23 protein-coding genes and 1 other RNA gene are annotated in these 24647 nt (G+C 61.1%); 20 read left to right on the top strand and 4 right to left on the bottom strand.

The genetic code is table 11. The annotated features are described in order from the left end of the window. Positions 1-139 precede the first annotated feature (139 nt). Positions 140-757 (top strand): glutathione S-transferase N-terminal domain-containing protein, encoded by a 618-nt coding sequence (locus tag KVG85_RS24670; RefSeq protein ID WP_007961620.1) that lies wholly within the window; start codon positions 140-142, stop codon positions 755-757. A 16-nt stretch (positions 758-773) separates the two neighbouring features. Beyond that, complete coding sequence (locus KVG85_RS24675; RefSeq protein WP_016773263.1) at positions 774-1187, top strand: ClpXP protease specificity-enhancing factor; 414 nt, start codon at positions 774-776, stop codon at positions 1185-1187. A 160-nt stretch (positions 1188-1347) separates the two neighbouring features. Here the strand turns inward: KVG85_RS24675 and KVG85_RS24680 are convergent, their stop codons facing one another. The 4 genes from KVG85_RS24680 to KVG85_RS24695 form a co-directional block, all read right to left on the bottom strand. Further along, entirely contained in the window at positions 1348-1926 is a 579-nt protein-coding gene (locus KVG85_RS24680) for a BON domain-containing protein (protein WP_024014250.1), read from the bottom strand. After that, positions 1923-2516 (bottom strand): phosphoheptose isomerase, encoded by a 594-nt coding sequence (locus tag KVG85_RS24685; RefSeq protein ID WP_008082788.1) that lies wholly within the window; start codon positions 2514-2516, stop codon positions 1923-1925. The genes KVG85_RS24680 and KVG85_RS24685 overlap by 4 nt, the downstream gene beginning before the upstream one ends. Positions 2517-2617: 101 nt before the next feature. Continuing rightward, complete coding sequence (locus tag KVG85_RS24690; protein ID WP_122603711.1) at positions 2618-2980, bottom strand: YraN family protein; 363 nt, start codon at positions 2978-2980, stop codon at positions 2618-2620. Continuing rightward, positions 2980-4791, bottom strand: a complete 1812-nt coding sequence (locus KVG85_RS24695; protein ID WP_016773266.1) for a penicillin-binding protein activator — start codon at positions 4789-4791, stop codon at positions 2980-2982. Before KVG85_RS24695 ends, KVG85_RS24690 begins: the two co-directional genes overlap by 1 nt. Before the next feature lie 177 nt (positions 4792-4968). On the opposite strand from KVG85_RS24695, the gene rsmI reads away from it, so the two are divergent. The 18 genes from rsmI to lpxC all read left to right on the top strand — a co-directional run bounded on the left by rsmI (position 4969) and on the right by lpxC (position 24557). Further along, complete coding sequence (gene rsmI, locus KVG85_RS24700) at positions 4969-5874, top strand: 16S rRNA (cytidine(1402)-2'-O)-methyltransferase (RefSeq protein ID WP_016773267.1); 906 nt, start codon at positions 4969-4971, stop codon at positions 5872-5874. A 73-nt stretch (positions 5875-5947) separates the two neighbouring features. Beyond that, an RNA gene (gene rnpB / locus KVG85_RS24705) (RNase P RNA component class A) lies at positions 5948-6301 on the top strand. A 402-nt stretch (positions 6302-6703) separates the two neighbouring features. Beyond that, a complete protein-coding gene (mraZ, locus tag KVG85_RS24710; protein ID WP_007917012.1) occupies positions 6704-7159 on the top strand; it encodes a division/cell wall cluster transcriptional repressor MraZ in 456 nt (151 codons plus the stop codon). Next, entirely contained in the window at positions 7156-8103 is a 948-nt protein-coding gene (rsmH, locus tag KVG85_RS24715) for a 16S rRNA (cytosine(1402)-N(4))-methyltransferase RsmH (protein ID WP_024014247.1), read from the top strand. The genes mraZ and rsmH overlap by 4 nt, the downstream gene beginning before the upstream one ends. Then, positions 8100-8393, top strand: coding sequence for a cell division protein FtsL (gene ftsL / locus KVG85_RS24720; RefSeq protein ID WP_016773269.1), 294 nt, complete (start codon positions 8100-8102; stop codon positions 8391-8393). Before rsmH ends, ftsL begins: the two co-directional genes overlap by 4 nt. Continuing rightward, complete coding sequence (locus KVG85_RS24725) at positions 8393-10132, top strand: peptidoglycan D,D-transpeptidase FtsI family protein (RefSeq protein ID WP_174823877.1); 1740 nt, start codon at positions 8393-8395, stop codon at positions 10130-10132. The genes ftsL and KVG85_RS24725 overlap by 1 nt, the downstream gene beginning before the upstream one ends. Further along, the gene (locus KVG85_RS24730) at positions 10132-11595 is read left to right on the top strand and encodes a UDP-N-acetylmuramoyl-L-alanyl-D-glutamate--2,6-diaminopimelate ligase (protein WP_217865268.1); all 1464 of its coding nucleotides are present in this window, start codon (positions 10132-10134) and stop codon (positions 11593-11595) included. The genes KVG85_RS24725 and KVG85_RS24730 overlap by 1 nt, the downstream gene beginning before the upstream one ends. Continuing rightward, positions 11588-12955, top strand: coding sequence for a UDP-N-acetylmuramoyl-tripeptide--D-alanyl-D-alanine ligase (locus tag KVG85_RS24735; protein ID WP_024014246.1), 1368 nt, complete (start codon positions 11588-11590; stop codon positions 12953-12955). Before KVG85_RS24730 ends, KVG85_RS24735 begins: the two co-directional genes overlap by 8 nt. Next, positions 12955-14037, top strand: a complete 1083-nt coding sequence (gene mraY, locus KVG85_RS24740; protein ID WP_016773275.1) for a phospho-N-acetylmuramoyl-pentapeptide-transferase — start codon at positions 12955-12957, stop codon at positions 14035-14037. The genes KVG85_RS24735 and mraY overlap by 1 nt, the downstream gene beginning before the upstream one ends. Positions 14038-14042: 5 nt before the next feature. Then, positions 14043-15389, top strand: a complete 1347-nt coding sequence (gene murD / locus KVG85_RS24745; RefSeq protein ID WP_217865269.1) for a UDP-N-acetylmuramoyl-L-alanine--D-glutamate ligase — start codon at positions 14043-14045, stop codon at positions 15387-15389. Further along, complete coding sequence (ftsW, locus tag KVG85_RS24750; protein ID WP_016773276.1) at positions 15386-16603, top strand: putative lipid II flippase FtsW; 1218 nt, start codon at positions 15386-15388, stop codon at positions 16601-16603. Before murD ends, ftsW begins: the two co-directional genes overlap by 4 nt. After that, positions 16593-17663, top strand: a complete 1071-nt coding sequence (murG, locus tag KVG85_RS24755; RefSeq protein WP_151551037.1) for an undecaprenyldiphospho-muramoylpentapeptide beta-N-acetylglucosaminyltransferase — start codon at positions 16593-16595, stop codon at positions 17661-17663. Before ftsW ends, murG begins: the two co-directional genes overlap by 11 nt. Beyond that, positions 17656-19116: a UDP-N-acetylmuramate--L-alanine ligase gene (gene murC / locus KVG85_RS24760; protein ID WP_039761387.1), complete on the top strand. Its 1461-nt coding sequence runs from the start codon at positions 17656-17658 to the stop codon at positions 19114-19116. Before murG ends, murC begins: the two co-directional genes overlap by 8 nt. Continuing rightward, the gene (locus KVG85_RS24765; protein ID WP_016773280.1) at positions 19113-20087 is read left to right on the top strand and encodes a D-alanine--D-alanine ligase; all 975 of its coding nucleotides are present in this window, start codon (positions 19113-19115) and stop codon (positions 20085-20087) included. Before murC ends, KVG85_RS24765 begins: the two co-directional genes overlap by 4 nt. Positions 20088-20091: 4 nt before the next feature. Then, positions 20092-20958, top strand: coding sequence for a cell division protein FtsQ/DivIB (locus KVG85_RS24770; protein WP_217865270.1), 867 nt, complete (start codon positions 20092-20094; stop codon positions 20956-20958). 15 nt (positions 20959-20973) lie between these two features. Beyond that, positions 20974-22233, top strand: a complete 1260-nt coding sequence (gene ftsA / locus KVG85_RS24775) for a cell division protein FtsA (RefSeq protein ID WP_016773282.1) — start codon at positions 20974-20976, stop codon at positions 22231-22233. A 103-nt stretch (positions 22234-22336) separates the two neighbouring features. Beyond that, positions 22337-23533: a cell division protein FtsZ gene (gene ftsZ / locus KVG85_RS24780; protein WP_217865271.1), complete on the top strand. Its 1197-nt coding sequence runs from the start codon at positions 22337-22339 to the stop codon at positions 23531-23533. 112 nt (positions 23534-23645) lie between these two features. Further along, entirely contained in the window at positions 23646-24557 is a 912-nt protein-coding gene (gene lpxC / locus KVG85_RS24785) for a UDP-3-O-acyl-N-acetylglucosamine deacetylase (protein ID WP_116031548.1), read from the top strand. The last annotated feature ends 90 nt before the right edge of the window (positions 24558-24647 follow it).

Here is a 24647-nt window from a genome sequence, read left to right on the forward strand (position 1 = left end):
CAAGCATTGCTGTTAATCGCGCGCGCCCAAGGGCGCCTCCGCTAAAGCAGGATCTGCTCAGTCAGACCCTGCGGGAGGTGCCCTCTGGGCGCGCGCGTTTTTCCGGTTCCGACAAATTCAACAAGCGAGGAGGATCGCCATGGGCGTGACCAATCGGTTGGCCTGTTACTCCGACCCCGCCGACCACTATTCCCACCGAGTGCGCATCGTGCTTGCAGAGAAGGGTGTCAGCGCCGAAATCATTTACGTGGAAGCGGGCCGCCAGCCGCCTAAACTGATTGAGGTGAACCCTTACGGCAGTCTGCCGACGCTGGTCGATCGTGACCTGGCGTTGTGGGAGTCGACCGTGGTGATGGAGTATCTGGATGAGCGTTACCCGCACCCGCCGCTGATGCCGGTTTATCCGGTGGCGCGGGCCAACAGCCGTCTGCTGATCCACAGGATTCAGCGTGACTGGTGCGGGCTGGTGGATCTGATTCTGGATCCCAAGAGCAAAGAGGCTGCACGGGTCGTGGCGCGCAAGGAACTGCGCGAAAGCCTGACCGGCGTTTCGCCGCTGTTCGCCGACAAGCCGTTCTTCCTCAGTGAGGAACAAAGTCTGGTGGATTGCTGCCTATTACCCATACTCTGGCGTTTGCCGATTCTGGGTATTGAACTGCCGCGGCCGGCCAAGCCGCTGCTTGATTATATGGAGCGCCAGTTTGCGCGTGAGGCTTTCCAGGCGAGTCTGTCTGGTGTCGAACGCGATATGCGCTAAGGCTTAAGGAGCCGCTATGAACTCCAGTCGACCTTATCTGGTCCGCGCGCTCTACGAGTGGATTGTGGATAACGATTGCACCCCGCACATGCTAGTCAACTCCGAGTACCCGGCGGTGCAGGTGCCACAGGGTTTTGCCAGTGACGGCCAGATCGTCCTGAACATCTCGCCGAGTGCCGTGCGTCATCTGCACATGGATAACGACGTGGTGACGTTCGAAGGCCGCTTCGGCGGTGTTCCGCACAGTCTCTACGTGCCGATCAGCGCGATCCTGGGTATTTACGCCCGGGAGAACGGCCAGGGCATGGTGTTTGACCTCGAGTTGCCGATGGACGACGAGGAAGACATCGATCCGGATGACGACTCGCCGCCACCGGGCAGCGAGCCGCCACGCCCGAGTGGCCGGCCAAGTTTGAAGGTTGTGAAATAAAAAAAGGCGATCCGGATGGATCGCCTTTTTTGTGTCTGCGTTGGTCGTGTAGGAGCTGCCGAAGGCTGCGATCTTTTGATCTTTAAAAGCAAGATCAAGAGATCGCAGCCTCATTGCACTCGTCAGCTCCTACACGCTCCATAGTTTCTGTGTAATCAGGTCAGTCGATGTATTCGAACAGCTTCACAATCTTCTGCACACCAGACACACCCTGAACCAGATTGGTTGCCTGAGTGGCTTCCTGTTTGGTCAGCAGGCCCAGCAGGTAGACGATGCCGTTCTCGGTCACGACTTTGATGCGCGAGCCAGGAATGCTGGCGTCGGTGAGCATCTGGGTCTTGATCTTGGTGGTCAGCCACGCATCGTTCTGGCGCGCGAGCAGGGAGGACGGTTGCAGCACTTGCAGTTCGTTGTGCACCTTCTTCACGCGCTGGACGTTGGCGGCGGCCTGTTCGGCTTTGGCCTTGAGGTCTTCGCGCGGAGTCTGGCCGGCGAGCAGGACGACGCCGTTGAAGCTGGTGATGACGATGTGCGAGTCGTTGTCCAGTGCCGGATCGGCCTTGGCGATGTTCACGCCTGCTTTGGTTTCGATCAGCGAGTCGTCGATCTTGCTGCCGAAGGTGCGCGTGCCACGGTCGTCTTCGATCGGCGCTTCACGGCTGGCGTTCACCACCGAGGTGCAGCCGCTGATGCCGAGGCACAGGGTCAAGGCCAGAAGGCCAAGGCGATTAGGGGTCATTCTTCACTCCCGAACAGTTGGCTGTCGATCAGATCGCAAAGGCAATGGATCGCCAGCAAGTGGACTTCCTGAATACGTGCAGTGACGTTGGCCGGTACGCGAATCTCGACGTCCTCGGGCAACAGCAGCGACGCCATGCCGCCGCCATCGCGTCCGGTCAAAGCTACGACAATCATTTCGCGATCATGTGCGGCCTGGATCGCTTGAATAATGTTCGCCGAGTTGCCGCTGGTCGAAATCGCCAGCAACACATCGCCCGGCTGGCCGAGCGCGCGGATCTGCTTGGAGAACACTTCGTTGTAGCTGTAATCGTTGGCGATCGAGGTGATCGTCGAAGTGTCGGTGGTCAGCGCAATCGCCGGCAGGCTCGGACGCTCGCGCTCGAAGCGGTTGAGCAGCTCCGAAGAAAAATGCTGGGCATCGCCGGCCGAACCACCGTTGCCGCACGAGAGCATTTTGCCTTCGTTGAGCAGGGCGTTGACCATGATCTGGCTGGCTTGCTCGATGTGCGGTGCAAGTACGTCCATCGCCTGTTGCTTGGTGTCGATACTGGCCTGGAAAAGCTGGCGAATTCGGGATTGCATGTCCATCTGTGTGACCTTAAGTGGCGCGGCTGTTCGGCACGTGAATGTGCAGCCGGCAAAGCAAAGAGCAAAATGTGTCGGACGAAAACAGGGCAGGGTGCAGGCGATCAACTGTCGAAAGCATTCTGCAACCAGTTCAGCTGATTCGGGTGGCTGTCGATCGCCACCACATCGAAGCGGCAGGGGGAATTGGCCCAACGCGACTCGCGCTGAAGAAAATACTGTGCTGCAAAGATCAGTTTCTGCTGCTTGCGCTCGTCGATACTGGCGAGCGCGCCACCCCATTGAGTGTTTTTTCTGTAGCGAACTTCAACGAATACTACTGTATCGCCATCAAGCATGACCAGATCAAGCTCGCCGCGTTTGCATAACCAGTTCTGCGCCAACAGGTGCAGACCTTGTTGTTGCAGATGTTCGAGCGCTTGGCGCTCGGCATCCTTGCCGCTTTGCGAGCGTGACCTGTCGGGCATCAGCGCGGTGTGTCCGGCAGGCGCTGCACCTGACCGCTGACGAACTGTGCCCATGGCAGCTGGCGCACTACGCGTTGGGTCTGGGTCATGCCGAGGCTGCCCGACTGACCTTCGATGCGGCTGTCCGGCAGGGCCTTGAGTTGGCCGAGGCGCGGTGCCAGGCGATAGGCGTCGGCGCCCATGGCGTACAGGCGACCGAGGCTGCCATTGGCTTGCGGCCATTGCGCAGCCACCTGCTGGCGCAGCGGATCGCTGGTTTCCAGCAGCCATGGGGTTTCGCAGAAGCGAATGCCGTTCATGTCGTTGTACTGATTGACGTCGCCGCTTGCGCTGTACACGTGGGAAGTCGCGTAGACCGGCACGTCACCGGCGTACTGGAAGTTCAGGGTCGGCTTGATCTGCTGGGCCTGTTGCGGCGTGGCGGCCAAGAAGATGAATTCGATGTCCTGGCGACGCGAAGGCTGCGCGGCGACATTGGTGCCGGCAACATTCTGCAGGCTCTTGGCGCGAGCTTCGCTCTGACGCAGCTGGAACATGTCGGCGATCTGCTGGGCCAGTTGCACCGGCTGATCGACACGCTCGGTGGCAACGATACTGCCGCCATTGGCTTGCCAGTCCTGGCTGAAGGCACGCAGGACGCGATCGCCCCATTCGCCCTTCGGCACCATGATCGCGGCGCGATGCAGGCCGTCGGCACGAGCGCGACGGGAAACTTCGCGAGCTTCGTCTTCAGCAGCGAGACCGAACTGGAACAGTTGCGCCGGGCCTTGCTCGCCTTCGCTGTAGTTCAGCGCCAGGGTGGTGATCGGCAGTTGCGGGCGAGTGCTCAGTTGCTTGACCAGTGGTTTTTCCAGTGGGCCGACTACCAGTTGCACGCCGTCAGCCTGGGCCTTGCGATAGAACTCGTCCATCGAGGTCAGCTTCGAGCTGTCGTAGAACTCGATGGCAGGTGGGTTCTGGCCGGCCTGTTGCGCCTGATAATGCGCGGCCATGAAGCCTTCACGCAGCGCTTTGCCGACCGACGCCAATTGGCCGTCCTGTGGCAGCAGCAGGGCGATTTTGCTCAGTGGCTGGCTGGCCAGTTCCTTGAGTTTGGTCAATGGCAGCGGCAGGTTGACAGCCGCCGGGTGCTTTGGATTCTGCGCACGCCAGTTGTCGATTGCGGCTTGTTGCTGTTCCAGCGTGCCTGCGGTTTTCACCGCTTGCGCCAGAGCCATCCAACCGCCGAGATCGTCGGTGTTGTTCGGTTGCAATTGATCGGTTGGCAGCGACGCGATCAGGGTCCAGATCGCTTCGTGGTTCTTGCTCGCCGCTTCGCCTTCCAGCATCGGTGCAATGAACACACGCTCACGGGCAGCGGCCAGCGTCTGGCCATCGGCTTCAAGGGCGCGGGCGTGAACAGTGCCAGTGCGCACTTGCTGCTCTTCCGGCATTTCGCTGAGCTTCTGGAAGCTCGGATGGCTCAGGGCGGTCAGCGCAGCTTTAGGCTGATTGCGCGTCATGGCCAGTTCGGCGGACAGCGTATTGGCGAAAATCTGCTGGCCTGGCTTGAGTTGCTCCACCGGCACTTGTTGCAGGATTTGCGCGGACTGGCCGGCATTGCCTTGGCGATAAGCCTGGTCTGCTGCGCTCAGGCGCAGCAGGGCGGCTTGTTCCGGGGTTTTAGCCTGGGCAGCCTGTTCGAGCAGTTGCTCGATGCTGGCGTCCGGAGTCCGTGGAAGTTCGCCAAGGCTGGAGGAAGGGGAGCTGGCACACGCGGCCAACAAGGCAGCGAGGCAGAGGGCAGTGAACAGCCGCAGGCAAGCGATCATGTAAGTGTTCCTGATACTCGATCAAATTAGCGTGGAATTGTACCCAAGCACTGGCCGGGGCGCGATGTTACTGGCGTGAATCGGTCAATTTAGCTGGAGTAAATGTTGCGGCAGCGCACAACCGGGCGAAAAACCGCACTCGGCCGGAGCGCATCGCAAGCCTCATGACGCGCTACAATGGCCGCTTTTACCGATCACGAGGTGTGCGCTTTGACTGCTCCAGGTCCTTTGAATTCCGCTGCTGGCTCGCTTTATGTGGTGGCGACGCCCATCGGCAACCTGGACGACATCAGCGCCCGGGCCTTGAAAATCCTCCGTGAAGTGGCGCTGATTGCAGCGGAAGACACCCGGCATTCGGCGCGCCTGATGCAGCACTTCGGCATTGGTACGCCGCTGGCCGCATGTCACGAACACAACGAACGGGATGAGGGTAGCCGCTTTATTACCCGGTTGCTGGCGGGCGACAACGTCGCGCTGATCTCCGATGCCGGCACGCCGCTTATCTCCGATCCGGGTTATCACCTGGTGCGTCAGGCCCGTGCGGCCGGCATCAACGTGGTGCCGGTGCCGGGTGCCTGCGCTTTGATCGCGGCGCTGTCGGCGGCGGGATTGCCGTCCGACCGTTTTATCTTCGAAGGTTTCCTGCCGGCCAAGTCGGTCGGGCGCAAGGCGCGTCTGGAAGCGGTTAAAGAAGAGCCGCGCACGCTGATTTTCTATGAAGCGCCGCATCGCATTCTCGAATGCCTGCAGGATATGGAAGCGGTGTTTGGCGGCGAGCGTCAGGCTCTGCTGGCGCGGGAAATCACCAAAACCTTCGAAACCCTCAAAGGCCTGCCGCTCAGCGAACTGCGTGCGTTCGTCGAGTCCGACAGCAATCAGCAGCGCGGCGAGTGCGTGGTTCTGGTGGCCGGCTGGACGGCGCCGGAGTCGGAGGACGCGGTCAGCAGCGAAGCCATGCGCATCCTCGATTTGCTGCTTGAGGAAATGCCGCTCAAGCGCGCCGCCGCACTGGCAGCGCAAATCACTGGCGAGCGCAAAAACGTGTTGTATCAGGTCGCGCTGGATAAACAGAAAGGCGTGTAAGCCGTCGCCCATGGCGTTCCTGAGGGTTTTAGCGCTTGTTCTTCCGGCGCTCTGCCGTTAACCTTCGCGGCGGAGAGTCGATCGGACAGTCGCTGCCCTCTATGAAAATTAGGGGGGGGAGGAAAGTCCGGGCTCCATAGGGCGAAGTGCCAGGTAATGCCTGGGAGGCGTGAGCCTACGGAAAGTGCCACAGAAAATAACCGCCTAAGCGCGCAAGCGCCGGTAAGGGTGAAAAGGTGCGGTAAGAGCGCACCGCACGTCTGGCAACAGTTCGTGGCTAGGTAAACCCCACTTGGAGCAAGACCAAATAGGGTCCCAAGGCGTGGCCCGCGCTGGGACCGGGTAGGTTGCTAAAGATGTCCAGTGATGGCCATCGTAGACGAATGACTGTTCAAGACAGAACCCGGCTTACAGATCGACTCTCCACCTTTTTCTTTCCCTGCTTGAAACAAAAAAGACGCGGCTGTGTAATATCAGCCGGCCTGGTCTGAAATTCCGGCAGCGGCAAACGCGGTAATAGCCTTTTCCCACCCTGCTTCAATCAACAGCCGAAGCGCCTTTGTAATACCGAAAAAATCTTACTCTTAACAAACTACTTTAACTTTCGAGCGCAGCTTTCAGTGCTGCATCAAGTTATTGGTCGAAACTTCACGTCAGATTCTCGTTGAGCCTCCTTTTACGTCGCTAAATCTCCGTTCTGTAAGGCTTTTCCTTTAATCCGCGCCTTGACGGTGTGGTGGGCGCATTCCTATAGTGTGCGCAAGTGGCGGAAAGTGGCATGAAGTGGGTTTTTTGAGCTCAAAACGATAAAAATTGGAGAAACGCTGACGTGTTTCGCGGAGCTAACGCTATCAGTCTCGATGCAAAGGGCCGTCTCGCCATGCCGAGCCGGTACCGTGACGAGCTCGATTCGCGCAGTTCCGGCCAATTGATCGTGACCATTGATGCCGTTGATCCGTGCCTGTGTGTCTATCCGCTCGATGAGTGGGAAATTATTGAAACCAAGTTGCGCGCACTCCCTTCGCTTCGCGAAGAGAACCGTCGCCTGCAACGTTTATTGATTGGTAATGCCGTCGACCTCGAACTCGATGGCAGTGGTCGTTTCCTGGTTCCGCCGCGTTTGCGCGAATACGCCAAGCTCGATAAGCGCGCGATGCTGGTCGGCCAACTGAACAAGTTCCAATTGTGGGACGAGGATGCATGGAATGCGGTATCTGCCGCTGACCTTGCTGCTATTCAACAACCGGGCGCGATGCCTGATGAACTGCGTGATTTGATCCTGTGACTATTGATAGCGGCTTTAACCACATCACCGTACTGCTTGACGAGGCCGTCGAGGCTCTCGCCGTACGTCCTGATGGCTGCTATCTGGACGGCACGTTCGGGCGCGGCGGGCACAGTCGGTTGATCCTCAGCCAGCTCGGGCCGGACGGTCGACTCATCGGATTCGACAAGGATCCTCAAGCGATTGCCACCGGGCAAACGCTAGCGGCCGAAGACGGCCGCTTTGTCGTTGTGCAGCGCAGCTTTGCCGAGCTCGGTTCGGTGGTTGCCGAGCAAGGCCTGACCGGCAAGGTCAGCGGCATTCTGCTCGACCTCGGCGTGTCGTCGCCGCAGCTCGATGATGCCGAGCGCGGCTTCAGTTTCCTCAATGACGGTCCACTGGACATGCGTATGGACCCGTCCCGTGGCATCAGCGCTGCCGAATTCGTCAACACCGCGCCGGTGGAAGAAATCGCCCGGGTGTTCAAGGAATACGGCGAAGAACGTTTCTCCGGGCGCATGGCCCGTGCCGTCGCCGAGCGTCGTGACATCAAGCCGTTCGAGCGCACCGCCGATCTGGCCGAAGTGCTGAAAGTCGCCAACCCGGCGTGGGAAAAGGGCAAGAACCCAGCCACCCGCGCGTTCCAGGGTTTGCGCATTCACGTCAATAACGAACTCGGCGATCTGGAAGCCGGCCTCGACGCCGCGCTGGAAGCGCTGGAAGTTGGCGGTCGTCTGGTGGTCATCAGCTTCCACTCGCTGGAAGACCGCATCGTCAAACTGTTCATGCGCAAGCTGGTGAAAGGCGAGGCTGACAATCTGCCGCGCAACCTGCCGGTTCGCCACGTCGCCTTCGAACCGAAAATCAAAATCCACGGCAAAGCGCAGACGGCCTCCGACGCCGAACTCAAAGCCAACCCACGTTCCCGTAGCGCCGTCATGCGTGTCGCGGAGAAGTTGCGGTGAGCAAGCTTTTCGCCAAACCACTGCCCGGCGGCAGCTTTCTGATGCTGCTGCTGTTTATCGGCGTGCTGTTTTCGGCCATTGCCGTGTCGTACAGCGCGCACTGGAACCGGCAGTTGCTCAACACCCTTTATAACGAACTCAGCGTGCGCGACAAGGCGCAGGCCGAGTGGGGTCGCTTGATTCTCGAGCAGAGCACCTGGACCGCGCACAGCCGCATCGAAGTGCTAGCCACCGAACAACTGAAAATGCACATCCCTGGCGCGGCTGACGTGAAGATGGTGGCGCCATGATGAAACTCGAAGGCGCACTGTTCCCATGGCGCTTCCGCCTGATGGTGGCGCTACTCGGTCTGATGGTCGCGGCGATCTGCTGGCGGATCATCGACCTGCAAGTGGTCGACCGTGACTTCCTCAAGGGCCAGGGCGACGCGCGCAGCCTGCGGCACATTCCGATTCCGGCGCACCGTGGCCTGATCACCGACCGTAACGGCGAGCCTCTGGCCGTCAGTACGCCAGTGACCACGCTGTGGGCCAACGCCAAGGAAATGCAGTCGGCCAAAGAGAAGTGGCCGGCACTCGCCGCCGCGCTGGGCCAGAACCCGAAAGCGCTAAGCGAACGCCTCGAAGCCCAGGCCAACAAAGAATTCATTTATCTGGTGCGCGGGTTGACTCCCGAGCAGGGCCAGGCTGTGCTCGATCTGAAAGTGCCGGGCGTCTATGGCATCGAAGAATTTCGTCGTTTCTATCCGGCCGGTGAAGTCACCGCGCACATGGTCGGCTTTACCGACATCGACGATCACGGTCGCGAAGGCGTCGAGCTGGCCTATGACGAATGGCTGGCCGGGGTGCCGGGCAAACGACAAGTCATCAAGGATCGCCGTGGCCGGCTGATCAAGGATGTTCAGGTCACCAAAAACGCCAAGGCCGGCAAGCCCTTGGCGTTGTCGATTGATCTGCGTCTGCAATACCTGGCCAACCGCGAACTGCGCAACGCGATCATCGAGAACGGCGCCAAGGCCGGCAGTCTGGTGATCATGGACGTGAAGACCGGCGAGATCCTGGCCATGGTCAACCAGCCGACCTACAACCCGAACAACCGTCGCAACCTGCAACCGGCGATGATGCGCAACCGCGCCATGATCGACGTGTTCGAGCCGGGTTCGACCATGAAAGCCATTTCCATGAGCGCGGCGATCGAAACCGGCCGCTGGAAACCGAGCGACACCGTCGAGGTGTATCCAGGCTCGTTGCAGATCGGCAAATACACCATCAAAGACGTGTCGAAGACCGAAGGGCCGGTGCTCGATCTGACCGGCATCCTGATCAATTCCAGTAACGTCGGCATGAGTAAAGTCGCCTTCGATATCGGCGGCGAAACCATTTTCCGTCTCGCGCAGAAAGTCGGCCTTGGTCAGGACACCGGCCTGGGCTTCCCCGGCGAACGTGTCGGCAATCTGCCCAACTACCGCGAATGGCGCAAGGCTGAAACTGCAACCTTGTCTTACGGCTACGGTATTTCCGTGACCGCGATTCAATTGGTGCATGCGTTCTCGGCACTGGCAAACAACGGTCGCCTCGCGCCGCTGACCCTGATCAAAACCGACAAGATGCCGCAGACCACGCAAGTGCTGCCCGAAGCCGTGGCGAAAACCATGCAGGGCATGTTGCAGCAAGTGATCGAGGCGCCGCGCGGCGTGTTCCGTGCGCAGGTGCCGGCTTATCACGTCGGCGGCAAGTCGGGTACCGCGCGCAAGACCTCGGTCGGCACCAAGGGCTACGCAGAAAATTCCTACCGCTCGCTGTTCGCCGGCTTCGGTCCGATGAGTGATCCGCGTTACGCCATCGTGGTGGTGATCGATGAACCGACCAAGGCCGGTTACTTCGGTGGTCTGGTGTCGGCGCCGGTGTTCAGCCGTGTGATGTCCGGCACGCTGCGCCTGATGAACGTGACCCCGGACAACCTGCCGACCACCCAACAGGCCAATGCCACCCCGGTCGTTCCGCTGAAAGCCAATGGAGGGCGCGGCTGATGTCATTAAGTCTGAACAAGATATTTCCCCACGCCGGCCACGATCTGTTGATCCGTGAACTGGCGCTGGACAGCCGCAACGTGCGCGCCGGCGATCTGTTTCTCGCTGTGCCCGGCGGCCGCTTCGATGGCCGTGCGCACATCGCCGATGCCTTGCAGCGCGGCGCCGCTGCCGTGGCTTATGAAGTCGAAGGCGCCACTGTGCTGCCGATCACTGACGTACCGCTGATTCCGGTCAAGGGGCTGGCGGCGCAGCTGTCGGACATCGCCGGGCGTTTTTACGGTGAGCCGAGTCATCACCTGAACCTGATCGGCGTCACCGGCACCAATGGCAAGACCAGCGTGACCCAACTGGTCGCGCAGGCGCTGGATCTGCTCGGCCAGCATTGCGGCATCGTCGGCACCCTCGGTTCCGGTTTCTACGGCGCGCTGGAAAGCGGCCTGCACACCACGCCGAATCCGATTGCGGTGCAAGCGACACTGGGTGACCTGAAAAAGGCCGGTGCCAAAGCCGTGGCCATGGAAGTATCGTCCCACGGTCTGGATCAGGGCCGGGTCACCGCGCTGGCGTTCGACGTGGCGGTGATGACCAATCTGTCACGTGACCATCTGGATTATCACGGCACCATGCAGGCGTACGCCGAGGCCAAGGCCAAGCTGTTCGCCTGGAATGACCTGAAGTGCCGCGTGGTCAACCTCGACGACGATTTCGGCCGGCAACTGGCGGCGGAAAAACGCGAGTCGCGTTTGATCACCTACAGCCTGCTCGACAGCAACGCCTACCTGTTCTGCCGCGAAGCGCAATTCGACGACCACGGCGTGCGCGCCACACTGGTCACGCCGCAGGGCGAACACCATCTGCGCAGTACGCTGCTCGGCCGTTTCAACCTGAGCAACGTTCTGGCGGCAGTCGGTGCCTTGCTCGGTCTGGATTACGCCCTCGACGAAATTCTCAAAGTGCTGCCGAAGCTCGAAGGCCCGGCCGGGCGCATGCAGCGTCTGGGTGGCGGCACGCAACCGCTGGTGGTGGTCGATTACGCCCACACCCCGGATGCGCTGGAAAAAGTTCTCACCGCATTGCGCCCACACGTCAAAGGTCAACTGCTGTGCCTGTTCGGCTGCGGCGGTGATCGTGATCGCGGCAAACGTCCGTTGATGGCCGAAGTGGTCGGGCGTCTCGCCGACCAGGTGCTGGTCACCGACGACAACCCGCGCACCGAAGATCCCGGTGTGATTTTCGACGACATCCGCGCCGGTTTCACCGCTGTGGATAAAGTTACCTTCGTCGCCGGTCGCGGCCAGGCCATCGCGCAATTGATCGCCGGCGCAACCGCTGACGACGTGATTGTGCTCGCCGGCAAGGGTCACGAGGACTATCAGGAAATCAACGGCGTGCGCCATGCGTTTTCCGATCTGGTCGAGGCTGATCATGCCCTGACCGCGTGGGAGGTGGCCCATGCTTAAGGCCCTGACACTCAGCGAATTGACCAACGCACTCGAAGCCCGTTTGATCGGCGCTGACGCGAGTTTCGACGGCGTCAGTATCGACAGTCGTGCGATCCAGCCCGGCCAGTTGTTCATCGCCCTGACCGGCCCACGTTTCGACGGTCATGACTACCTGAACGACGTCGCCGGCAAAGGCGCCGTGGCGGCACTGGTCGAGCGCGAAGTCGCCGACAGCGCGCTGCCGCAATTGCTGGTCAAGGACACCCGTCAGGCCCTCGGCCAACTCGGCGCGTTGAACCGTGCTGCGTTCACCCAGCCAGTAGCGGCGGTAACCGGTTCCAGCGGCAAGACCACGGTCAAGGAAATGCTCGCGAGCATCCTGCGCACGCGCGGTCCGGTGCTGGCGACCCGTGGCAACCTGAACAACGACCTCGGCGTCCCGCTGACCCTGATCGAACTGGCGCCGGAACACACCTCGGCCGTGATCGAACTGGGCGCTTCGCGTCTCGGTGAAATCGCCTACACCGTCGGCCTGACCAAGCCGCACGTAGCGATCCTGAACAACGCCGGCACCGCTCACGTCGGTGAGTTCGGCGGTCCGGAAAAAATCGTCGAAGCCAAAGGCGAAATCATCGAGGGTCTGGCCGCCGATGGCATCGCCGTGCTCAACCTCGATGACAAGGCCTTCGGTATCTGGAAGACCCGCGCTGCCGGTCGTCAGGTGTTGACCTTCGCCCTGAGCAACAGCGAGGCGAATTTCCACGCCAGCGATCTGGCCACTGATGCCCGCGGTTGCCCGGCGTTCAACCTGCACACCCCTGAAGGTAGCGAGCGCGTGCAACTGAACCTGCTCGGTACCCATAACGTCGCCAATGCCCTGGCTGCCGCGGCTGCTGCCCACGCCTTGGGCGTGTCGCTGTTCGGCATCGCCACTGGGCTGGGCGCGGTGCAACCGGTCAAGGGGCGCACCGTCGCGCAACTGGCGAAAAACGGCATGCGCGTGATCGATGACACCTACAACGCAAACCCCACCTCGATGTGCGCGGCCGTTGATATACTCGCCGGCTTTTCCGGCCGCACCGTCCTGGTGCTCGGGGATATCGGCGAGTTGGGCGACTGGGCGGAGCAGGGGCACCGCGATGTGGGCGAGTACGCCCGAGGCAAGGTTTCCGCGCTTTACGCGGTCGGGCCGAACATGGTCCACGCGGTAAACGCTTTCGGTGAGCAGGCGCAGCACTTCGGCACCCAGGCCGAGCTGATCCAGGCCCTCGCCGCCGAGCAGGACACAAACACCACCATTTTGATCAAGGGTTCGCGCAGCGCAGCGATGGAAAACATCGTTGCGGCTCTGTGCGGGTCCAGTCTGGAGAAACATTAATGCTGCTGCTGCTAGCGGAGTATCTGCAACAGTTCTACAAAGGCTTCGCGGTCTTCCAGTACCTGACCCTGCGCGGGATTCTCGGTGTGCTGACCGCGCTGGTCTTGTCGCTGTGCTATGGCCCGTGGATGATCCGTACTCTGCAGAACCGTCAGATCGGCCAGTCGGTACGTAACGACGGCCCGCAATCGCACCTGTCCAAATCCGGTACGCCGACCATGGGTGGCGCGCTGATTCTGTCTTCGATCGGCGTCAGCACCTTGCTCTGGGCTGACCTGAGCAACCGCTACGTCTGGGTGGTGCTGCTGGTGACCCTGCTGTTCGGCGCCATCGGCTGGGTCGACGATTACCGCAAAGTCATCGAGAAAAACTCCCGTGGCCTGCCGAGCCGCTGGAAATACTTCTGGCAGTCGGTGTTCGGCCTCGGCGCAGCGATCTTCCTTTATATGACTGCCGCCACGCCGGTGGAAACCACGCTGATCCTGCCGATGCTCAAGGACTACAGCATTCCGCTGGGCGCCGGTTTCATCGTGCTGACCTACTTCGTCATTGTCGGCTCGAGCAACGCGGTCAACCTGACTGACGGCCTCGACGGCCTCGCGATCATGCCGACGGTGATGGTCGGCGGCGGTCTGGGGATTTTCTGCTACCTGTCGGGTAACGTGAAATTCGCCGAGTATCTGCTGATTCCTTACGTACCAGGTGCGGGCGAGCTGATTGTGTTCTGCGGCGCGCTGATCGGTGCCGGCCTCGGTTTCCTCTGGTTCAACACTTATCCAGCGCAAGTGTTCATGGGCGACGTCGGTGCCCTGGCACTCGGCGCGGCACTGGGCACCATTGCGGTGATCGTCCGTCAGGAAATCGTCCTGTTCATCATGGGCGGTGTGTTCGTGATGGAAACCCTGTCAGTGGTCATTCAGGTTGCCTCCTTTAAGCTGACCGGTCGCCGTGTGTTCCGCATGGCGCCGATTCACCACCACTTTGAACTCAAGGGCTGGCCCGAGCCGCGCGTGATCGTCCGTTTCTGGATCATCACCGTGATTCTTGTCCTGGTCGGCCTTGCCACCCTGAAGCTGAGGTAGAACGAGTGTCTCTGATCGCTTCTGACCACTTCCGCATCGTTGTCGGCCTCGGCAAGAGCGGCATGTCCCTGGTTCGCTTCCTGGCGAACCGGGGCACGTCGTTTGCTGTGGCCGACACGCGGGACAATCCACCGGAACTGGCCACGCTCAAGCGTGACTATCCGCACGTGGAAGTGCGTTGTGGCGAGCTGGACGTCGAATTCCTCTGCCGTGCCGACGAGCTCTACGTGAGCCCCGGCCTGGCGCTGGCGACCCCGGCCCTGCAAGCCGCCGCTGCCCGTGGCGTGAAAATGTCCGGCGACATCGAGTTGTTCGCGCGTAACGCGCGGGCGCCGATCGTCGCGATCACCGGTTCCAACGCGAAAAGCACCGTCACTACTCTGGTCGGCGAGATGGCAGCTGCGGCCGGCAAGCGCGTCGCTGTCGGTGGCAACCTAGGCACGCCGGCGCTGGATCTGCTCAGCGACGATGTCGAGTTGTACGTCATGGAGCTGTCGAGTTTCCAGCTGGAAACCACCGACCAGCTCAACGCCGAAGTCGCCACCGTGCTGAACATCAGCGAAGACCACATGGATCGCTACAGCGGTCTGCCGGCGTATCACCTGGCCAAGCACCGGATCTTCCGGGGCGCGAAGCAGTTTGTGGTCAACCGTCAGGATGCCCTGAGCCGCCCATTGATCGGCGAAGGCCAGCCATGCTGGACCTTTGGCCTGAGCAAACCGGATTTCAAAGCGTTCGGCATTCGCGAAGAAGATGGCGAGAAGTACCTGGCCTTCGAATTCCAGAATCTGATGCCGGTGCGTGAGTTGAAAATTCGCGGCGCGCACAACCAGTCCAACGCGCTCGCCGCATTGGCGCTGGGTCACGCTGTGGGCCTGCCGTTCGACGCCATGCTCGCGGCGCTGCGTACGTTTGCCGGCCTCGAGCATCGCTGCCAATGGGTGCGCGATCTCGACGGCGTGGCCTATTACAACGATTCCAAAGCCACCAACGTTGGCGCCGCTCTGGCCGCCATCGAAGGTTTGGGCGCAGACATCGACGGCAAGGTCATTCTGATCGCCGGCGGTGACGGCAAAGGCGCCGAATTCAACGATCTGCGTGATCCGGTGGCGGCCAACTGCCGCGCTGTGGTGCTGATGGGCCGCGACTCCGACAAGATCGGCGCAGCCATCGGTGATGCCGTGCCGCTGATTCGCGCGACCTCGCTGGTCGACGCCGTTGAGCAATGCCGCGCCGCTGCCCAGCCGGGTGACGTGGTGCTGCTGTCGCCGGCCTGCGCCAGTTTCGACATGTTCAAGAATTACGAAGACCGTGGTCACCAGTTCGTCCGCGCTGTGGAGGAACTGGCATGAACCTGAGAAACATCATCAAGCCGTACCCGTCGCCGCTGATCACCGGGCGTGGCATCGACCTCGACTTCCCGATGCTCGCCGGTTGCCTGGCGCTGCTGGGTCTGGGCCTGATCATGATCGCTTCGGCGTCCACCGAAGTGGCGGCGGCGCAGTCGGGCAGTCCGCTGTATTACATGATTCGCCACCTTATCTATGTAGTGCTGGGCCTGGGCGCGTGCATCGTCACCATGATGATTCCGATCGCCACCTGGCAGCGCCTCGGCTGGATGATGCTGATCGGTGCGTTCGGCCTGCTGGTGATGGTGATCATCCCCGGCATCGGTCGCGAAGTGAACGGTTCGATGCGCTGGATCGGTTTCAGCTTCTTCAACGTGCAGCCGTCGGAAATCGCCAAGGTGTTCGTGGTGATCTACCTCGCCGGTTATCTGGTGCGCCGGCAGAAAGAAGTACGCGAGAGCTGGATGGGCTTCTTCAAGCCGTTCATCGTCCTGCTGCCGATGGCCGGTCTGTTGCTGATGGAACCGGACTTCGGTGCCACCGTAGTCATGATGGGCGCGGCGGCGGCGATGCTGTTTCTTGGCGGGGTCGGGCTGTTCCGTTTCTCGCTGATGGTGGTGCTGGCGGTTGGCGCGGTGGTTCTGCTGATCCAGATGCAGCCCTATCGAATGGCGCGTCTGACCAACTTCGCCGACCCATGGGCCGACCAGTTCGGCGCCGGTTATCAGTTGTCGCAGGCCTTGATCGCGTTTGGTCGCGGCGAGTGGCTGGGCGTCGGCCTGGGCAACAGCGTGCAGAAGCAGTTCTACCTGCCGGAAGCGCACACCGACTTCGTGTTCTCGGTACTCGCCGAAGAACTCGGTGCGGTCGGTTCGCTGTGCACCGTCGCGCTGTTCGTGTTCGTGTGTATTCGCGGCATGTACATCGGCCTGTGGGCGGAGAAGGCCAAGCAGTTCTTTGCCGCTTACGTGGCTTACGGCTTGTCGTTCCTGTGGATTGGTCAGTTCCTGATCAACATCGGTGTGAACGTCGGCCTGCTGCCAACCAAGGGTCTGACCTTGCCGTTCCTCAGTTACGGCGGCAGCTCGCTGGTGATCTGCTGCGCCTGTCTGGGCCTGTTGCTGCGCATCGAGTGGGAGAGTCGAACCCACCTGGGCAGCGAAGAGATGGAATTCCAGGAGAGCGACTTCGCCGAGGAGCCGACTCATGGGCGCTAACGTATTGATCATGGCCGGCGGTACCGGCGGCCACGTGTTCCCGGCGCTGGCCTGTGCCCGCGAGTTTCAGGCGCGCGGCTACACCGTGCACTGGCTCGGCACGCCACGCGGGATCGAAAACGAACTGGTTCCGGCGGCAGGGCTTGAACTGCACCGGATCGACGCCAGCGGTCTGCGCGGCAAGGGCAAGCTGTCGCTGCTCAAGGCGCCGCTGATGCTGCTGAAATCGGTGTGGCAGGCGCGGGCGATCATGCGCCGTCTGAAGCCGGTGTGTGTGGTTGGCTTCGGCGGTTATGTGACCGGCCCTGGTGGCCTTGCTGCGAAACTGGCTGGCGTGCCAGTGATCGTTCACGAGCAGAACGCTGTCGCCGGCACCGCCAATCGGTTGCTGGTGCCGTTCGCCGCCCGAGTGTGTGAAGCGTTCCCCGACACCTTTACTCTGTCGGACAGCCGCCGTACCACCGGTAATCCGGTGCGCAGCGAGCTGTTCCTCGACACATCGCGACCTGCGCTGGCCGGGCGCAAAGCGCGTTTGCTGATCCTTGGCGGCAGCCTGGGCGCAGAACCGTTGAACAAATTGCTGCCTGAAGCCCTGGCCCAAGTCGCTGCCGACCTGCGCCCGGAAGTGTTTCATCAGGCCGGCAAAAATCACGATGAAGTGACTGCCGAGCGTTACCGCGCCGTGGGTGTGGAAGCGCAGGTGCAGCCGTTCATCAAAGACATGGCCCAGGCCTATGGCTGGGCTGACCTGGTGGTGTGCCGCGCTGGCGCGTTGACCATCAGTGAGCTGGCGGCCGCCGGTCTGCCCTCGATGCTGGTGCCTTTGCCCCACGCGATCGACGATCACCAGACCCGCAACGCCGATTATTTGGCCCGCGAAGGCGCTGCCTTCCTGATGCCGCAAAGAACGACTGGTGCCGCGGATCTTGCCGCGCGCCTGACAGAGGTCTTGATGCAACCGCAACGACTCGAAGCAATGGCCCAAGCGGCCCGCCGACTGGCCAAACCCGATGCCACCCGTAGCGTGGTCGATACCTGTCTGGAGGTGGCCCATGGTTGAGAATCAGAAAGCCATGCCACAACCGGAAATGCGCCGCATCCGTCGCATCCACTTCGTCGGCATCGGCGGCGTGGGCATGTGCGGTATCGCTGAAGTGTTGCTGAACCTGGGCTACCAAGTCTCCGGTTCCGACCTGAAAGCGTCGCCGGTCACCGAGCGCCTTGAATCGTTTGGCGCGCAGATCTTCATTGGTCACCGTGCCGAGAACGCCGCTACCGCCGACGTGCTGGTGGTGTCGAGCGCAGTGAACACGTCCAACCCGGAAGTGGCGACTGCCCTTGAGCGCCGGATTCCAGTGGTGCCGCGTGCAGAAATGCTCGCCGAGCTGATGCGCTATCGCCACGGTATCGCCGTCGCCGGTACCCATGGCAAAACCACTACCACCAGCCTGATCGCTTCGGTGTTCGCGGCCGGTGGTCTGGACCCGACATTCGTCATTGGTGGTCGCCTGAATGCAGCGGGCACCAATGCCCAGCTCGGCACCAGCCGTTACCTGATCGCCGAAGCGGACGAAAGCGATGCGAGCTTCCTGCATCTGCAGCCGCTGGTGGCCGTGGTCACCAACATCGACGCCGACCACATGGCGACCTACGACGGTGACTTCAACAAACTGAAGAAAACCTTCGTCGAATTCCTGCACAACCTGCCGTTCTACGGTCTGGCGGTGATGTGCCTGGACGATCCGGTGGTGCGTGAAATCCTGCCGCTGGTGAAACGTCCGACCGTGACCTACGGCTTCAGCGAAGACGCCGACGTACGCGCAATCAATGTGCGCCAGCAGGGCATGCAGACCTTCTTTACCGTGCTGCGCCCGGATCGCGAGCCGCTGGACGTGTCGGTGAACATGCCGGGCAATCACAACGTGCTCAACTCGCTGGCGACCATCTGCATCGCTACCGACGAAGGCGTCAGCGATGAAGCCATCGTTCAGGGCCTGTCGGGCTTCCAGGGTGTCGGTCGACGCTTCCAGGTCTACGGTGAACTGCCGGTCGACGGTGGCAATGTGATGCTGGTCGACGACTACGGCCATCACCCGACCGAAGTCGCTGCGGTGATCAAAGCCGTACGTGGTGGCTGGCCGGAGCGTCGTCTGGTGATGGTCTACCAGCCGCACCGCTACAGCCGCACTCGCGACCTGTACGACGATTTCGTCAATGTCTTGGCCGACGCCAACGTGCTGCTGCTGATGGAAGTCTATCCGGCCGGCGAAGAGCCGATCCCGGGCGCCGACAGCCGCAAGCTGTGCAACAGCATCCGCCAGCGCGGTCAGCTCGACCCGATCTACATCGAGCGGGGCGTTGACCTGGCGCCGTTGGTCAAGCCGCTGCTGCGCGCCGGCGACATTCTGCTGTGCCAGGGCGCTGGAGATATCGGCGGTCTCGCGCCGAAGCTGTTGAAAAGTGAATTGTTCGCCGGCGCCGTGGCGGCGCCGGTCGAGGGGAAGTTGAAATGACTGCTGCCTACGCCAAGCTGTTCTCCACCATCGCGCCGAAAGACTTCGGCCGCGTCGCCGTGCTCTTCGGCGGCCTGAGTGCCGAGCGTGAGGTTTCGCTGAAATCCGGTAACGCCGTGCTCGAAGCGCTGCAAAGCGCTGGCGTCGACGCGTTCGGCATCGATGTGGGCGAAGACTTCCTGCAGCGTCTGCTCAGCGAAAAGATCGACCGCGCCTTCATCATTCTCCACGGTCGCGGCGGCGAAGACGGCAGCATGCAGGGCCTGCTCGAGTGCGCCGGTATCCCTTACACCGGCAGCGGCATTCTTGCTTCCGCACTGGCCATGGACAAGCTGCGCACCAAGCAGGTCTGGCACAGCCTCGGGATTCCGACGCCGCGTCACGCCGTGCTGTGTAGCGAAGCCGATTGTATTTCGGCGGCGACGGAACTGGGCTTGCCTTTGATCGTCAAACCGGCGCATGAAGGTTCAAGTATCGGGATGGCCAAAGTGAATTCTGCGTCCGAGTTGATCGACGCATGGAAAGCGGCCAGTACCTACGATTCGCAAGTGTTGGTCGAGCAATGGATTCAAGGTCCGGAGTTCACCATCGCCACCCTGCGTGACCAGGTGTTGCCTCCAATCGCCCTGGGTACACCGCACACGTTCTACGACTACGACGCCAAGTACATCGCCAACGATACCCAGTACCGCATTCCGTGCGGGCTCGACGCGGCCAAGGAACAGGAACTCATGGAACTCACGGCCAAGGCCTGTGAGGCGCTGGGTATCGCCGGTTGGGGCCGGGCGGACGTTATGCAGGACGCCGACGGGCAGTTCTGGTTCCTCGAAGTCAATACCGCACCGGGCATGACCGATCACAGCCTGGTACCGATGGCGGCGCGGGCTGCCGGTCTGGATTTCCAGCAACTGGTTCTGGCCATTCTGGCCGCCAGCGTTGAAGACGCAGGCGCAACAGAGGCGCGAGGTTAAGACCATGCAAGGCGCTCATCTCAGACATCAGCCACCCGCACCCGGCCGCAAGCCGGTGCCGCGGGGTGCCAGCCGAATGGTGGCGAAAGAGCCGATGTCCGCGCGCCTGCCGAAAGCCAATTTCAGCTTTCTGAAAAGCCTGTTCTGGCCAGTGCTGCTGGTAGCACTGGGCTTTGGTACGTACGAAGGCGCGCAGCGTTTGCTGCCGTACGCCGACCGGCCGATCAGCAAGATCGCGGTGCAGGGCGACCTCAGCTACATCAGCCAGCAGGCGGTGCAGCAGCGGATCGCGCCGTTCGTGGCGTCGAGCTTCTTCACCATCGACCTCGCCGGCATGCGCAAAGAGCTGGAACAGATGCCATGGATCGCTCATGCCGAAGTGCGCCGGGTGTGGCCGGACCAGGTGGTGATCAGCCTCGAAGAGCAATTGCCGGTGGCCCGATGGGGCGACGAGTCGCTGCTGAACAATCAGGGTCAGGCGTTCACGCCCAAGGAACTGGCGAATTACGAACACCTGCCGCAGCTGTTCGGCCCACAACGGGCTCAGCAGCAGGTGATGCAGCAGTATCAGGTGCTGAGCCAGATGTTGCGCCCGCTGGGTTTTTCGATTGCACGCCTGGAATTGCGTGAACGCGGCAGCTGGTTCCTGACCACCGGTGCCGGCAGTTCCGGCCCCGGCATCGAGTTGCTGCTGGGACGCGGCAACCTGGTGGAAAAGATGCGCCGCTTCATCGCCATCTATGACAAGACGCTGAAAGAGCAGATTACGAACATTGCGCGCATCGATCTGCGCTACGCCAACGGCCTCGCTGTTGGCTGGCGGGAACCCGTAGCGCCGACGACAGCCCAACCCGCTGTCGCAAAGAATTAAGAAGAGGCAGGACCCATGGCAAACGTGCAAAGCGGCAAAATGATCGTCGGTCTGGATATCGGCACCTCCAAAGTGGTGGCGCTGGTAGGCGAGGTCGCGGACGACGGCCAGCTGGAAATCGTCGGGATCGGCACGCATCCGTCCCGCGGCCTGAAGAAGGGCGTGGTGGTCAACATCGAATCCACCGTGCAGTCGATCCAGCGCGCGATCGAAGAAGCCCAGCTGATGGCCGGCTGCCGCATTCACTCGGCGTTCGTCGGCGTGGCCGGCAATCACATCCGCAGCCTGAACTCCCACGGCATCGTCGCGATCCGTGATCGCGAAGTCAGCTCGGCGGACCTTGAGCGTGTGCTCGACGCCGCTCAGGCCGTGGCGATCCCGGCTGACCAGCGCGTGCTGCACACCCTGCCGCAGGATTACGTGATCGATAACCAGGAAGGCGTGCGCGAGCCGCTGGGCATGTCCGGCGTGCGTCTGGAAGCCAAGGTTCACGTGGTCACCTGCGCCGTCAACGCTGCGCAGAACATTGAAAAATGCGTGCGCCGCTGCGGTCTGGAGATCGACGACATCATCCTCGAGCAACTGGCCTCGGCCTACTCGGTGCTGACCGACGACGAAAAAGAACTGGGCGTGTGCCTGGTCGACATCGGCGGCGGCACCACCGACATTGCGATCTTCACCGAGGGCGCGATCCGTCACACCGCGGTAATCCCGATTGCCGGTGATCAAGTGACCAACGACATCGCCATGGCGTTGCGCACTCCGACCCAGTACGCCGAAGAGATCAAGATCCGTTACGCCTGCGCCCTGGCCAAACTGGCCGGTGCCGGCGAAACCATCAAGGTGCCGAGCGTTGGCGACCGTCCACCGCGCGAACTGTCGCGTCAGGCCCTGGCCGAAGTGGTCGAGCCGCGTTACGACGAACTGTTCACCCTGATCCAGGCTGAGCTGCGTCGCAGCGGCTACGAAGACCTGATCCCGGCGGGCATCGTGCTCACCGGCGGTACGTCGAAAATGGAAGGCGCCACTGAACTGGCCGAAGAGATCTTCCACATGCCGGTGCGCCTCGGTGTACCGCATGGCGTGAAAGGTCTGGATGACGTGGTACGCAACCCGATTTATTCCACTGGCGTCGGTTTGTTGATGTACGGCCTGCAGAAGCAGTCCGACGGAGTTTCGTTCTCCGGCATCGGCAGCCGCGACAGCTACAGCAGCGAAGAGCCTCAGGCGCCGCTGCTGGACCGACTGAAAAAGTGGGTTCAGGGCAACTTTTAAAAGCAGCCTGGAGCGACAAGCTTCAAGCGGCAAGCAACTGCAGTAGATACACCGCTACAAACAGCAGTAGGCGAAAAAACTAGAGAATGTAAGGAGAGGGAAAATGTTCGAACTCGTAGACAACATCCCCGCAAGCCCGGTAATCAAAGTTATCGGTGTCGGCGGTGGCGGCGGCAACGCTGTCAATCACATGGTCAAGAGCAACATCGAAGGCGTTGAATTCATCTGCGCCAACACCGATGCTCAAGCGCTGAAAAACATCGGCGCGCGGACCATCCTGCAACTGGGCACCGGCGTGACCAAAGGCCTGGGTGCCGGCGCCAATCCTGAGGTCGGCCGTCAAGCCGCTCTGGAAGACCGCGAGCGCATCGCTGAAGTGCTGGCCGGCACCAACATGGTGTTCATCACCACCGGCATGGGCGGCGGTACCGGTACCGGCGCAGCGCCGATCATCGCCGAAGTGGCCAAGGAAATGGGCATCCTGACCGTTGCGGTCGTGACCCGTCCGTTCCCGTTCGAAGGCCGCAAGCGTATGCAGATCGCCGACGAAGGCATTCGCATGCTCTCGGAAAGCGTCGACTCGCTGATCACCATTCCGAACGAAAAACTGCTGACCATCCTCGGCAAAGACGCAAGCCTCTTGTCGGCTTTCGCCAAGGCTGACGATGTTCTGGCCGGTGCCGTTCGCGGTATCTCCGACATCATCAAGCGTCCGGGCATGATCAACGTCGACTTCGCCGACGTGCGCACCGTGATGAGCGAAATGGGCATGGCGATGATGGGCACTGGCTGCGCCAGCGGTCCGAACCGTGCACGTGAAGCTACCGAAGCGGCAATCCGCAACCCGCTGCTGGAAGACGTCAACCTGCAAGGCGCGCGCGGTATTCTGGTGAACATCACCGCCGGTCCTGACCTGTCCCTGGGTGAGTACTCCGACGTTGGTTCGATCATCGAAGCGTTCGCTTCCGAGCACGCGATGGTCAAGGTCGGTACTGTTATCGATCCGGACATGCGCGACGAGCTGCACGTAACCGTGGTTGCCACCGGTCTGGGCGCGAAAATCGAGAAGCCTGTGAAGGTCATCGACAACACCGTTCACACTTCCATGGCTTCGGCGCAGGTGCAACAACCAGCTCCGGCCCGTCAGGATCAGCCAGCGGTGAACTACCGTGATCTGGACCGTCCGACCGTCATGCGCAACCAGGCTCAGGCCGGTGCTGCGGCTGCCGCGAAGATGAATCCGCAGGATGACCTGGACTACCTGGACATTCCGGCATTCCTGCGTCGTCAGGCCGATTGATGGAATGTATCAGGGCTATGAAGGTGATTGGTGTTCAGCAAAGGCATGGTCTGCTATCATCGCCAGCCTTTGTTGATACCAGTTCGCAATTTGCGCTCAAGCGGCCCATGCCATGATTAAACAACGCACACTGAAAAATATTATCCGTGCCACAGGTGTCGGCCTGCACTCCGGTGAGAAGGTCTATTTGACCCTCAAGCCTGCGCCTGTCGACACTGGCATTGTGTTTTGTCGCGCTGACCTCGATCCTGTGGTGCAGATTCCTGCCCGCGCGGAATACGTTGGTCAGACCACTATGTCGACGACGTTGATTAAAGGCGACGTCAAAGTGCACACGGTAGAGCACTTGCTCTCGGCCATGGCTGGCCTGGGCATCGATAACGCCTACGTCGAGCTCTCCGCGTCCGAAGTCCCGATCATGGATGGTAGCGCTGGACCCTTCGTATTCCTGATTCAATCGGCTGGCCTGGAAGAACAGGACGCCGCCAAGAAATTCATCCGCATCCTGCGTGAAGTGACAGTGGAGGACGGCGACAAGCGCGCCACTTTCGTCCCTTTCGAAGGCTTCAAGGTGAGCTTCGAGATCGATTTCGATCACCCGGTATTCCGGGACCGCACCCAAAGTGCAAGCGTGGATTTTTCCAGCACTTCGTTCGTAAAAGAAGTCAGCCGCGCCCGTACCTTTGGTTTCATGAGTGACATCGAGTACCTGCGCAAGCACAACCTCGCACTCGGCGGCAGCGTGGAAAACGCGATCGTGGTCGACGCTGATGGCGTGTTGAACGAAGACGGTCTTCGTTATGAAGACGAATTCGTCAAACACAAGATCCTCGACGCGATTGGCGACCTGTACCTGCTGGGCAACAGCCTGATTGGTGAGTTCAAAGGCTTCAAGTCCGGTCATGCACTGAACAACCAGCTGCTGCGCAAATTGATTGAGCAGACAGATGCGTGGGAAGTGGTGACGTTCGAAGACGCCAGCACCGCACCGATCTCTTACATGCGCCCGGTTGCGGCGGTGTAAGTAAAAAACCTCTCTAGTTTTTTGAAGGCCATCCTCGGATGGCCTTTTTTTATGCCTGCGGTTTCTCTGGTGCCTGATCAGGCGTCTTCG

It is taken from the genome of Pseudomonas triticicola, assembly GCF_019145375.1.
In the GTDB taxonomy this organism is placed as follows: Bacteria; Pseudomonadota; Gammaproteobacteria; order Pseudomonadales; family Pseudomonadaceae; genus Aquipseudomonas; species Aquipseudomonas triticicola.

Coding starts and splice junctions, on each gene's coding strand:
- KVG85_RS24670 (WP_007961620.1), top strand. CDS start 140: ATGGGCGTGACCAATCGGTTGGCCTGTTACTCCGACCCCGCCGACCAC.
- KVG85_RS24675 (WP_016773263.1), top strand. CDS start 774: ATGAACTCCAGTCGACCTTATCTGGTCCGCGCGCTCTACGAGTGGATT.
- KVG85_RS24680 (WP_024014250.1), bottom strand. CDS start 1,926: ATGACCCCTAATCGCCTTGGCCTTCTGGCCTTGACCCTGTGCCTCGGC.
- KVG85_RS24685 (WP_008082788.1), bottom strand. CDS start 2,516: ATGGACATGCAATCCCGAATTCGCCAGCTTTTCCAGGCCAGTATCGAC.
- KVG85_RS24690 (WP_122603711.1), bottom strand. CDS start 2,980: ATGCCCGACAGGTCACGCTCGCAAAGCGGCAAGGATGCCGAGCGCCAA.
- KVG85_RS24695 (WP_016773266.1), bottom strand. CDS start 4,791: ATGATCGCTTGCCTGCGGCTGTTCACTGCCCTCTGCCTCGCTGCCTTG.
- rsmI (WP_016773267.1), top strand. CDS start 4,969: ATGGCCGCTTTTACCGATCACGAGGTGTGCGCTTTGACTGCTCCAGGT.
- KVG85_RS24725 (WP_174823877.1), top strand. CDS start 8,393: ATGAAACTCGAAGGCGCACTGTTCCCATGGCGCTTCCGCCTGATGGTG.
- KVG85_RS24730 (WP_217865268.1), top strand. CDS start 10,132: ATGTCATTAAGTCTGAACAAGATATTTCCCCACGCCGGCCACGATCTG.
- KVG85_RS24735 (WP_024014246.1), top strand. CDS start 11,588: ATGCTTAAGGCCCTGACACTCAGCGAATTGACCAACGCACTCGAAGCC.
- mraY (WP_016773275.1), top strand. CDS start 12,955: ATGCTGCTGCTGCTAGCGGAGTATCTGCAACAGTTCTACAAAGGCTTC.
- ftsW (WP_016773276.1), top strand. CDS start 15,386: ATGAACCTGAGAAACATCATCAAGCCGTACCCGTCGCCGCTGATCACC.
- murG (WP_151551037.1), top strand. CDS start 16,593: ATGGGCGCTAACGTATTGATCATGGCCGGCGGTACCGGCGGCCACGTG.
- murC (WP_039761387.1), top strand. CDS start 17,656: ATGGTTGAGAATCAGAAAGCCATGCCACAACCGGAAATGCGCCGCATC.
- KVG85_RS24765 (WP_016773280.1), top strand. CDS start 19,113: ATGACTGCTGCCTACGCCAAGCTGTTCTCCACCATCGCGCCGAAAGAC.
- KVG85_RS24770 (WP_217865270.1), top strand. CDS start 20,092: ATGCAAGGCGCTCATCTCAGACATCAGCCACCCGCACCCGGCCGCAAG.
- ftsA (WP_016773282.1), top strand. CDS start 20,974: ATGGCAAACGTGCAAAGCGGCAAAATGATCGTCGGTCTGGATATCGGC.
- ftsZ (WP_217865271.1), top strand. CDS start 22,337: ATGTTCGAACTCGTAGACAACATCCCCGCAAGCCCGGTAATCAAAGTT.
- lpxC (WP_116031548.1), top strand. CDS start 23,646: ATGATTAAACAACGCACACTGAAAAATATTATCCGTGCCACAGGTGTC.